We start from the raw sequence: 10,173 nt of genomic DNA on the forward strand, positions 1-10,173 counted from the left end.
TTTAGCTACGATCCTCTCCACGCAACCGGTCACGCTCCCGTCGCATCGCCTCACGTCCGACATCGAAGGCCTCGCGCAGAACCGCTTTCTTCGAGTCCACAAATTCCTTCCCCTCTTCTACGACTTCTTCCAACGCTTCGCCGGCGCGGCCTGCCAGATCCCGCAGATCGCCTTCCGCGCGACGGGCATACCCACGCAACTGCTCACGCGACTCGCGTCCGGTCTGTGGTGCCAGCAAGAGTGCCGCCACTGCGCCGAGCGCTGCGCCGCCCAGGAATGCCAATACGATTGCTGACGATGAGGAACCTCGATCATCCGCCATTGTGATGCCCTCCTTCACCTCGAAACCGTTCTTTCATGACTTGCGTTGCCGCTTTAAAGCCGGCGACCACGCTCGCTACATTGGTCAACATCGATCCGCTCGAGCCCCTCACGACATCGTGCACATGCTGAACCGATTCCCCGACTTCTCCGACCGCATGCAAGAGCATGGCGGCATGTTCGACTCCCCCGCGGGCCTGTTCGGTCAGATCGTTCAAGTTTTGACTCATCGCGCGAAGTTCGCCGATCAGCGGCGGCAGGTCATGATTCAGTTTGGCCAGAAGCTGCTCGGACTCTGCCACCGTCTTGCGCACCTGAATCAATAGCGGCACGAGATAACCCACCAATACCGCAAATGCGACCGCGACAAGCATCGCCGCGATTTCAACGATTGTCATATGCACCTCCAGCTAACCCCTCACCGTATCACCGGCTTCTTCGTTTTCCATTGCGTACTCTGTTCGTATGCGTAGGCCGCTCGCAACAGCGTCTCTTCTTCGAAAGGCCGACCGATCAGCTGCAAGCCGATGGGCAACCCGGCCCGGCTGAATCCGCAGGGCAAAGAAATGGCCGGCACACCGGCGAGGTTCACCGAAATGGTAAAAATGTCCGACAGATACATCTGGAGCGGATCATCCGCCTTCGCGCCGAACTTGAATGCCGGCGTGGGAGTCACGGGCGTGACGATGAGGTCGACATCCTGAAACGCCGCCTCAAAATCTTGGCGAATTAGCGTGCGCACCGCCTGCGCCTTGCCATAATAGGCATCGTAATAGCCTGCACTGAGGACATAGGTCCCCAGCATGATCCGTCGTTTCACCTCGGGTCCAAAACCTTCCTGCCTCGTCTTCATATACAATTCAAGCAGGTCCTTAGTCTCTTTGGCGCGAAGCCCGAACTTCACCCCGTCATAGCGGGCTAAATTTGAGCTGGCTTCGGCCGTGGCAAGCACGTAGTACGTCGCCACCGCCGCGTCCGTCCTCGGCAACTGAATTTCCTTAATCTCCCCTCCCAGTGCTTTCAGCTCCTGGATCGCCGCCCGCACGGTCAGCTCGACGTCAGGGTCCAACCCCTCCGCGAAAAACTCGACCGGCACACCGACCTTCAGCCGCTTGAGATCTTTCTTTTTGAGCGCCTTGAGATAGTCCGGTACCGGAACATCAGCCGATGTCGAATCCAACGGATCGTGACCGGCGATCGCGCCGAGGAGAAAGGCTGAATCCGTCACATCTTTCGTAATCGGTCCGATTTGATCGAGCGAAGAGGCGAACGCAATCAACCCGTACCGGGAGACCCGCCCATAGGTCGGCTTGAGACCCACGACCCCGCAAAATGCCGCCGGCTGACGGATCGACCCGCCGGTATCAGACCCTAATGCTGCGGCACATTCGTCGGCCGCAACAGCCGCAGCGGATCCTCCGCTGGACCCACCGGGGACACATTGCAGGTTCCAAGGGTTGCGGCTGGGGCCAAAGGCCGAATTCTCCGTTGATGAGCCCATCGCGAACTCATCGAGATTGGTCTTTCCGAGGAGTAGGTATCCCTGAGTGCGCAGCTTCGCAATGACGGTCGCATCGTATGGCGGAACGAAACTCCCGAGCATCTGGGACGCACACGTCGTACGGACACCCTCGGTACAGATATTATCTTTGATCGCCAGCGGCATCCCCATCATCGGCGACGTCCTGCGCCACCCTTTCAACGACGCATCGAGCGCGCTCGCTTGCGCCACCACCGAGTCTTTGGCCTGCGTGATATAGGCCTTCACCTTGGACTCCACCTGGCCAATCCGCAATCCATAGGCACGAACGATCTCCGTCGCGGTGACTTCACCGGCGGTAAACTTCTTATGGAGCTCGTAGAGTGAGAGTTTATGAATCCCCATCAGTGTTTCGTCTTCCCTGGAATCATCTGGTTCTTCTCGTTGACGCGAATAATCTTGGGCGCATGCCGCTTCAGCTCTTCTTCTGAGTAATACTCGTAACAGAAGATGATGATCTGATCGCGCACCGCGCCTTTTCGCGCCGTCGGCCCATTGAGGATAATCTCACCCGCGCCACGCTTGCCGGCCATGGCATAGGTCATGAAGCGCTCGCCGTTATTCAAATTCGAGCAGACGATCGCCTCATAGGGCAAAATCCCCGCTGCCTCCATCAGATCCTCGTCGATCGTGAGGCTGCCTTCATAGTCGAGGCAGGACTCCGTCACCGTGGCCCGATGAATCTTTGACCGCAACATTTGCCTGAACATTCAAACCTCGCTTACCTTAAAGGGGTTGTCGATCTTCAATAATTTTTGGCACCACAAAGAACCCATCGGCCGACTCCGGCGCATTGGCCACCGCCCGCTCGACGGATAGGGAGGGCCGTACGTCATCGGGACGAAACACGTTCACCTGCCCCAATACTGTCGCCGTCGGCTCGACACCCGCCGTGTCGTACTGCTTCAACGTCTCTACATGAGTGAGGATCTGGCTCAGCTGTTTCGTGAACGCCGCCTTCTCGATATCCGTCAACTCCAGCCGCGCCAACTTCGCGACCTTCTCAACTTCCTGCTTCGTAATTTCCACTCTTGTCTTTCCTTCTCTCTTTTTAAGGATGTTCAAAATGGTCTTCCAGCAAGGCCGCAGGGAGTCCGGCGACTGATGTGTACCCTCCCGGGTACGTCGCAGGGAGACGGAGGACCGAGAACGATGCTGGGAGCCATTTTTAACATCCTGCTACTCAACCGTCACACTCTTTGCAAGATTTCTCGGCTGATCCACATCCGCCCCCCGCAACACGGCGATATGATACGCCAGGAGCTGCAATGGAATCGTAAATAGAATCGGTGAGAGCAAGGGATGCGTGTCGGGGATCGTGAATACCGCATCGGCGATCTTCCCCAACTCCCGCTCGCCTTCCGCAACCAACGCGATGACCGGCGCATGCCGGGCCTTCACTTCCATCAGATTGCTCACGGTCTTTTCGTACAACCGGTCTTTCGGTGCCAACACCACCACCGGCATGTCCTTGTCGATGAGCGCAATCGGCCCGTGCTTCATCTCTCCCGCGGCATACCCTTCCGCATGGATATAGGACACCTCTTTCAACTTGAGCGCGCCTTCGAGCGCAATCGGGAAGTTGATGCCGCGGCCGAGGAACAAGAAATTCCGCTTTTTGTAATACCGTTTGGCAATCGCCACGATCTCCGCTTCGCGACCGAGCACCTGCTCGACCAACACCGGAAGCGAGACAAGACGGTCGAGCCAGGCCTTGCCGTCCGCAACCGATAAAGTTCCACGTACACGCCCCAAGTGCAGCGCCAGCATATACAACGCCGTGAGCTGCGCGGTGAACGCTTTGGTCGAGGCCACGCCGATCTCAGGTCCGCAATGGGTGTAGAGGATGCCATCCGATTCGCGAGCCAGGGTACTGCCCACGACATTCACGATCGAAACGATCCGCGCGCCCTTGGCCTTCGCCTCACGTGCAGCAGCCAACGTGTCGGCCGTCTCGCCGGACTGCGAGATGGTAATGAACAGATCGTCTTTCCCGACCAGCGGATCGCGGTAGCGGAATTCACTGCCGATATCGACTTGCACCGGTGTACGGACCATTTCCTCCAACAGATATTTCCCCACCAGTCCTGAGTGCCACGACGTACCGCACGCCACAATCCAGATGCGGCCGACGGCGGCAAATTCTTTCGGCGTCAATCCGATATCTGGCAGGTCCGCCTCACCGGTGTCGTAGGAGTAGCGCCCACGCATCGTATCGAGAATCGTCTGCGGCTGTTCGTGAATCTCTTTCAACATAAAATGCGGGAATCCGCTCTTTTCCGCCGCGGAGGCATCCCAGGTAATCTTGGTCGCGTTCCGTTTAACGGGATGCCCCTCGATATCGGTGAAATGAATCTCGCTCGCCGTCACGACCGCCACATCGCCTTCTTCGAGGTAGGTCACATCACGAGTATGGGCGAGCATGGCCATGACATCGGATGCAACAAAGGATGCTTTGGCAGTCTTGCCTACGACCAGCGGGCATCCGGAGCGCGCCGCAATCATGGTTCCCGGTTCCCGCTCCGAAATGACCGCAAGCGCATAACTTCCCCGCACATCCTTGGTGGCAGCTCGCACCGCCTCGGCCAGCTTCAGGCCCTGCTGGAGATACTTATCGATCAGATGCGCCACCACTTCCGTGTCCGTTTCCGAATGAAACTTGTAACCTTCCTTCTCTAATTGCTGTTTCAGCGGCTGATAGTTCTCGATGATGCCGTTGTGCACGAGCACGCAGCCCTTCGAGCGGTGCGGGTGGGCGTTTTGTTCTGAGGGCTTCCCGTGCGTCGCCCATCGCGTATGGCCGATTCCCACTGTGCCCTTGAGGGCTTTTTCCTTGAGCGACTTCTGAAGATTCGCCAGTTTGCCAACACTCCGCCTGACCTCAATCTTCTCGCCATGCAACACCGCAACGCCGGACGAGTCATAGCCTCGATATTCCAACTTGGCGAGGCCGCCGATCAGAATCGGCACCGCTTCTTGATCGCCCACGTATCCGACAATTCCACACATAGGGGTGATCTACCTCCGCTTTTTCGCCTGGCTCTTCGGGAGACTCTTCGTCGGGGTTGACGACGATACGGAACCAGCCTGAGCTTGCATCGCCAACACCCGCCGGCGTGCGGCCCATCCAGCCCGGTTCACTTGAGGCACCCGCGCAATCACCAACGCATCCGCAGGCACATCCTGCGTCACAGTCGTCCCGGCTGCGATGATGGCTCCCGCCCCCACCGTCACCGGCGCGATCAACTGCGTATCGCTGCCGAGAAAAACCCCATCTCCGATTACGGTCTGAAACTTATGCACGCCATCGTAGTTACAAGTGATGGTGCCGGCGCCAATGTTGACCCCTTTCCCAATTTTTGCGTCGCCCAGGTAACTCAGATGGTTCGCCTTCGATCCTTCGCCCAAATCGGTTTTCTTCATCTCGACGAAATTCCCGACCTTCGCCTTCTTCCGAACCACCACACCGGGCCGCAGATGGACAAAGGGCCCCAGATGCGCATCGTCTTCAATGTGAGAGTCGGTAAAGACGCAGTGGTCGAGGATCTCCACCCTATTACCAACGATACAATTCGTCAGCCTGGTATAGGAGCGCAGCACAGAATCTTCCCCGATAATCGTGCAGCCCTCAAGTGTCACGTTGGGATAGAGCACAGTGTCTTTCCCGATCGTGACCGCCGCGTCAATCCAGGTTGAAGCCGGATCGATCATCGTCACCCCGGCATCGAGCCATCGTTCACGGATCTGCTGCCGCACCACCTGTTCAGCCGTCGCTAGCTGCCTGCGCGTATTCACGCCCAGTCCTTCGTCGGGATTGTCGAGGATCACCGCAGCCACAGGCCGTCCCTGCTCCGCAGCGAGACGGATGATGTCCGTCAAATAATATTCCCCTTGGGCATTGCTGGGATCCAGCTTTTCCAACGCGCTGAAAAGAAACTCCCCGTCGACGACATAGGTCCCCACGTTGATTTCGCGAATTGCCCGCTCCCTGTCGTTGGCATCGCGATCCTCGACGATACGCGAGACCGCCCGCTCGGCCGAATACGCACGCACGACGCGCCCATAGCCGCTGGCATCTTCAAGGACCGCCGTCAGAATGGTCACGGTCGCTCGTTCCGCTTGATGCACACGAAGGAGCTCTCGTACGGTCTTCTCCTGAAGCAACGGCGTGTCGCCGTTTAGAATCAGATAATTCGATGGAGCGCCCCGCTTGCCCACCGCAAACGCCGGACGGCTCTGCAACACCGCATGCCCAGTACCCAATTGCTCACGCTGCTCAACAATAGCCACTGAGGAGCGATCGTCTGTTCCTGCCGTCGCACAATCGATGACCTGCCGAACCTGATCGGCCTGATGTCCTACCACGACTGCCACGCGATCCCCGGCGACGCGCAATCCGAGCCTCACCGAATAGAGCACCATCGCCTGGCCAGCCACAGGATGCAGCACCTTCACCTGTTTTGACTGCATGCGTGTCCCGCGCCCGGCCGCCATCACGACCACCGCAAGACCGGCGATCGTTCCCTGCTGGTCCACAGCAATCGGCTTTTTCTTCTTCGAGACTTCAGCGGTTCGTGAACGGCTCATCCGATCGGCACTCCCACTTCGGGCTGTTTCACCATCCCCTGCTTCGTCGCAGCCGTCACGGCCGATGCCAAAGACGAGGAAGGAGAACAGAGTCCTCCTGAAACGATCAGCTTCATCGCCTCCTCGACAGTCATATCGACAGCGGCGACTTCATGCTCCGGCACCAAGAGGAAATAACCCGACGTCGGATTCGGGGACGTCGGCACATACACGTGGATCAGCGGTTCCTGCGCAAGATCTTGCATCTCCCCTTTGGTTACGCCTGTCACAAAGGCAAAGCAATAGTGGCCATTCTTGGGAAACTGAATCAGGACGACGCGGTTATATGAGGGCTGATCCGAAAACGACACAATATCCATCATGGACTTTAACGTCGAGTAGATGCCCCGCACGAGCGGGACACGATTCAGGAACTCCTCCCACCACTTCACAATTTGCCGACCCATAAAATTGGTGGCAAACAACCCGGCCATAAAGACCAACAGGATCAACGCCAGAATTCCTAACCCTGGCACATAATGACTCGGCACCAACCGGACCAGGAGATCCCCCAGAATGCCATCGACGGCCACGAACAGGGTCTTCAAAATGAGGACGGTTCCCCAGATGGGGATAATCACGAGCAGGCCCGTCAGAAAGTAGCGTTTTAGCGAGGTTTTCAGCATACATGTGAGCCGATGGACGTAGGTGGTCATCATACAGAGATTTACGAGGGCCTCGCAAGCCTTTTCTTGCTATTTTCAACAACTTGGAATACCATCCTGCCCGTTTTCTTCACTGGCGATGGGGCCTATACGATGGGGACAAAGAGGCCGAAGACTCGCGGCCGTTTCATTACCCTCGAGGGGGTCGAAGGCAGTGGGAAAAGCACCCAGATTCGCCACCTCGCGGACGTACTCACTCAAGCAGGCTACCGCGTGCTCCAAACCAGAGAGCCGGGTGGCACCGCAACCGCCGAAGCCATTCGCCAGATCCTTCTCACGGCCTCATCGCAAGACCCCGTGACACCTCAGACCGAAGCCCTGCTGGTCCTCGCGGCAAGACATCAACATGTCACCCATCTTATCGAACCGGCATTGAGACGTGGCACCGTGGTGCTCTGTGACCGATTCTCCGATTCCACGCTGGCCTATCAAGGATATGCACGGGGCCTCGATCTTCAGTGGCTGCGAGAGGCTAACGACGTCGCGGCCAACGGACTCACGCCGGATCTCACCCTCGTCCTCGACCTCCCGGTTTCCGTGGGTCTGGCCAGGCGGCGAGCCGATCGTGGAGAACAGAATCGGCTCGACCGTGAGACGGAACGCTTTCATCGAAAGGTGCGCCGGGGATTTTTGACGCTCGCAGCCGAAGCACCTCGCCGCATGACCATCGTGAATGCCAATCGCCCCGCGCAAGATGTTCAGGACGAGCTCACCGAGATCGTGCTAGGGTGGATGACTCGACACCATCGCCCGCCACGCCGCCGGAGCTAACATGCCCTTTCGCGATTGTATCGGACATCAACAATCCATCGCGCTGCTGCAGGCTGCCGTCACCCATCAGCGATTGGCGCATGCCTATCTGTTCCACGGTGAGGAAGCGATCGGGAAACAACTGACGGCAATTCGTCTGGCACAAGCGCTCAACTGCGAACAGCCTCCTGTCGCGGAAGGGATCGACAGTTGCGGCACCTGCCGATCCTGCCAACAGATCGAAGCCCGCACGCACCCGGACTTTTTCGTCATCGAGCCGGACCCGGAACAGGCCACCCGGCAAATTAAGATTGAGCAAGTCCGCGACATCGAACATCAGATCATGTACCGTCCGCTCATCGGCGAGCGGAAAATCTGCTTGATCAATGACGCCGACCGCATGACCATCGGCGCGGCCAACGCACTCCTCAAAACGCTGGAAGAGCCACCGGCCCATAGTCTATTCCTCGTCATCTCGAGTCGCCCCGCCGCCCTCCCGGCGACCATCAGGTCGCGCTGTCAGGCCCTTCGCTTTACAACACCGGCTCGCACACAGGTGGAAGCCGCGCTCATCCTGACAGGCAACATCCCTCCCGAGGATGCGCGATTCCTCGCCATCATCAGCGAAGGCCGCATCGGGGAAGCCCTGACCGCCGAGGTGAAAGACACGCGCGCGCGGCAACAGGAACTGGTGAACTTGGTCCGTCCCGAATCCTTGCAATCGATCGGGTCCATCCTGACCTCGGCGGAAGCGATTGCGAAAGCCGACCGCGCCCAGGACATACTCGCCTGGCTGGCCCGCTGGATCCGCGACCTTGTCCTGATTCAAGTCGGAGGAGACCGCGACCAGTTGCTCTATCTTGACGATCTCGCGACACTGGAATCCTACGCGCAACAGGCCAACACCGATTTGCTATTGGACTTGCTCCGTGAAATTGAGATGACCGAGCAACGCGCAACCAGGCACCTCAATCTCCACATGGCGCTGGAAATGATCTTGCTCCGCCTGCGCGACGCGGTCATCCTGTCGTCCGTCCCTCTATCAATCTAGCTTTCGCCGTTTATTACCTGATATCTTTTGTCACGCCCCATGAGTACCCCCGATCACTTCTACATCACCACGCCAATTTATTACGTCAACGACGTGCCACATATCGGGCATGCCTATACCACCGTGGCGGCCGACGTCCTTGCTCGGTATTGGCGGCTGCGAGGACGGGACGTCTTCTTTCTCACCGGGCTTGATGAGCATGGACAAAAAGTTCAGCAGGCCGCAGCCAAAGCCGGCATCGACCCGCAGGCCCATTGCGATAAGCTGGCACCCCAGTTTCAGGAGCTGTGGAAACGGCTGAATATCTCGAACGATGCCTTCATCCGAACGACGGATGCCCCGCACAAATCAGTCGTGCAACGATACCTTCAAGACCTCTTTGATAAGCAACTGATTTATAAGGCTGACTATACCGGATGGTACTGCACGTTTGACGAACGGTTTTGGACCGAAAAAGATGTCGAGAGCGGACTTTGCCCTGACTGCAAACGGCCGGTCGAACGGATCAGCGAGCACAACTATTTCTTCAAGATGGGGCAATATCAAGATCAACTGATCGAGCACATCAAGGCGCATCCTGACTTCATTCGTCCTGAGTCCCGCCGGAATGAAGTCCTGGGATTTCTCACCACGCAGAAGCTCGGCGACCTCTCAATCTCGCGACCCAAGTCACGGCTCTCCTGGGGCATTGAATTGCCCTTCGACAAGGACTACGTCACCTATGTCTGGTTTGACGCCTTGGTCAATTACATCTCGGGATTGAACTACCTTCCCCCAGCTCCGTCTCAAGATCGATACTGGCCGGCATCAGTCCATTTAGTCGGGAAGGACATCCTCACCACCCACGCAGTTTATTGGTCGACGATGCTCATGGCGTTGAGCCTCCCCCTACCGGAGACGATCTTTGCGCATGGCTGGTGGACCGTCGACGGGGAAAAGATGTCGAAGAGCCGCGGCAATGTTGTGGACCCGCACAAGATGATCGATGAATTCGGCACCGACGCGTTCCGTTACTTCTTATTTAAAGAGGTTCCGTTCGGGCAGGATGGAGACTTTTCGCAATCTGCGATGGTCACCAACATCAACAGCGACCTGGCCAATGGAATCGGCAATCTGTTGAGCCGGACCTTGACGATGATTGAACGGTTCGCCCACGGAACCATTCCCGCGGCAGGAACACCGGCCATTCCAGAGCTTGAAGCCAGGATCGCCGCCACCGC

11 protein-coding genes are annotated in these 10,173 nt (G+C 57.8%); 3 read left to right on the forward strand and 8 right to left on the reverse strand.

Annotated elements, in window-relative coordinates:
• Position 1: 1 nt before the first annotated feature.
• From Q7U76_06510 to Q7U76_06545, 8 genes are all read right to left on the reverse strand, one after another.
• Complete coding sequence (locus Q7U76_06510) at positions 2-322, reverse strand: YtxH domain-containing protein (GenBank protein ID MDO8356025.1); 321 nt, start codon at positions 320-322, stop codon at positions 2-4.
• Positions 312-719 carry a DUF948 domain-containing protein gene (locus Q7U76_06515; GenBank protein ID MDO8356026.1) on the reverse strand — a complete coding sequence of 136 codons (408 nt, stop codon included), beginning with the start codon at positions 717-719 and terminating at the stop codon, positions 312-314. The genes Q7U76_06510 and Q7U76_06515 overlap by 11 nt, the downstream gene beginning before the upstream one ends.
• Before the next feature lie 20 nt (positions 720-739).
• Positions 740-2,206: an Asp-tRNA(Asn)/Glu-tRNA(Gln) amidotransferase subunit GatA gene (gatA, locus tag Q7U76_06520; protein ID MDO8356027.1), complete on the reverse strand. Its 1,467-nt coding sequence runs from the start codon at positions 2,204-2,206 to the stop codon at positions 740-742.
• On the reverse strand, positions 2,206-2,571 hold the full coding sequence (locus tag Q7U76_06525; protein MDO8356028.1) for an aspartate 1-decarboxylase: 366 nt from the start codon (positions 2,569-2,571) through the stop codon (positions 2,206-2,208). Before Q7U76_06525 ends, gatA begins: the two co-directional genes overlap by 1 nt.
• A 16-nt stretch (positions 2,572-2,587) precedes the next feature.
• A complete protein-coding gene (gene gatC / locus Q7U76_06530) occupies positions 2,588-2,890 on the reverse strand; it encodes an Asp-tRNA(Asn)/Glu-tRNA(Gln) amidotransferase subunit GatC (protein MDO8356029.1) in 303 nt (100 codons plus the stop codon).
• Positions 2,891-3,040: 150 nt separating this feature from the next.
• Positions 3,041-4,870 carry a glutamine--fructose-6-phosphate transaminase (isomerizing) gene (gene glmS, locus Q7U76_06535; protein MDO8356030.1) on the reverse strand — a complete coding sequence of 610 codons (1,830 nt, stop codon included), beginning with the start codon at positions 4,868-4,870 and terminating at the stop codon, positions 3,041-3,043.
• Positions 4,871-4,879: 9 nt separating this feature from the next.
• On the reverse strand, positions 4,880-6,448 hold the full coding sequence (gene glmU, locus Q7U76_06540; GenBank protein MDO8356031.1) for a bifunctional UDP-N-acetylglucosamine diphosphorylase/glucosamine-1-phosphate N-acetyltransferase GlmU: 1,569 nt from the start codon (positions 6,446-6,448) through the stop codon (positions 4,880-4,882).
• The gene (locus tag Q7U76_06545; protein ID MDO8356032.1) at positions 6,445-7,113 is read right to left on the reverse strand and encodes a DUF502 domain-containing protein; all 669 of its coding nucleotides are present in this window, start codon (positions 7,111-7,113) and stop codon (positions 6,445-6,447) included. The genes glmU and Q7U76_06545 overlap by 4 nt, the downstream gene beginning before the upstream one ends.
• A gap of 132 nt (positions 7,114-7,245) precedes the next feature.
• On the opposite strand from Q7U76_06545, the gene tmk reads away from it, so the two are divergent.
• The 3 genes from tmk to metG all read left to right on the forward strand — a co-directional run.
• Positions 7,246-7,923: a dTMP kinase gene (tmk, locus tag Q7U76_06550; protein ID MDO8356033.1), complete on the forward strand. Its 678-nt coding sequence runs from the start codon at positions 7,246-7,248 to the stop codon at positions 7,921-7,923.
• Between the two features lies 1 nt (position 7,924).
• Complete coding sequence (gene holB / locus Q7U76_06555; GenBank protein MDO8356034.1) at positions 7,925-8,953, forward strand: DNA polymerase III subunit delta'; 1,029 nt, start codon at positions 7,925-7,927, stop codon at positions 8,951-8,953.
• Positions 8,954-8,992: 39 nt separating this feature from the next.
• Positions 8,993-10,173 (forward strand): methionine--tRNA ligase (gene metG / locus Q7U76_06560; protein MDO8356035.1); only part of this gene is annotated, 1,181 nt, incomplete at its 3' end.

It is taken from the genome of Nitrospirota bacterium (assembly GCA_030645475.1).
Classification (GTDB): Bacteria; Nitrospirota; Nitrospiria; order Nitrospirales; family Nitrospiraceae; genus Palsa-1315.

What these genes read in the sequence shown, in the direction of transcription:
- holB (MDO8356034.1), top strand. Translation starts at nt 7,925, where the DNA reads ATGCCCTTTCGCGATTGTATCGGACATCAACAATCCATCGCGCTGCTG.
- gatA (MDO8356027.1), bottom strand. Translation starts at nt 2,206, where the DNA reads ATGGGGATTCATAAACTCTCACTCTACGAGCTCCATAAGAAGTTTACC.
- Q7U76_06515 (MDO8356026.1), bottom strand. Translation starts at nt 719, where the DNA reads ATGACAATCGTTGAAATCGCGGCGATGCTTGTCGCGGTCGCATTTGCG.
- tmk (MDO8356033.1), top strand. Translation starts at nt 7,246, where the DNA reads ATGGGGACAAAGAGGCCGAAGACTCGCGGCCGTTTCATTACCCTCGAG.
- glmU (MDO8356031.1), bottom strand. Translation starts at nt 6,448, where the DNA reads ATGAGCCGTTCACGAACCGCTGAAGTCTCGAAGAAGAAAAAGCCGATT.
- Q7U76_06525 (MDO8356028.1), bottom strand. Translation starts at nt 2,571, where the DNA reads ATGTTCAGGCAAATGTTGCGGTCAAAGATTCATCGGGCCACGGTGACG.
- Q7U76_06510 (MDO8356025.1), bottom strand. Translation starts at nt 322, where the DNA reads ATGGCGGATGATCGAGGTTCCTCATCGTCAGCAATCGTATTGGCATTC.
- glmS (MDO8356030.1), bottom strand. Translation starts at nt 4,870, where the DNA reads ATGTGTGGAATTGTCGGATACGTGGGCGATCAAGAAGCGGTGCCGATT.
- Q7U76_06545 (MDO8356032.1), bottom strand. Translation starts at nt 7,113, where the DNA reads ATGCTGAAAACCTCGCTAAAACGCTACTTTCTGACGGGCCTGCTCGTG.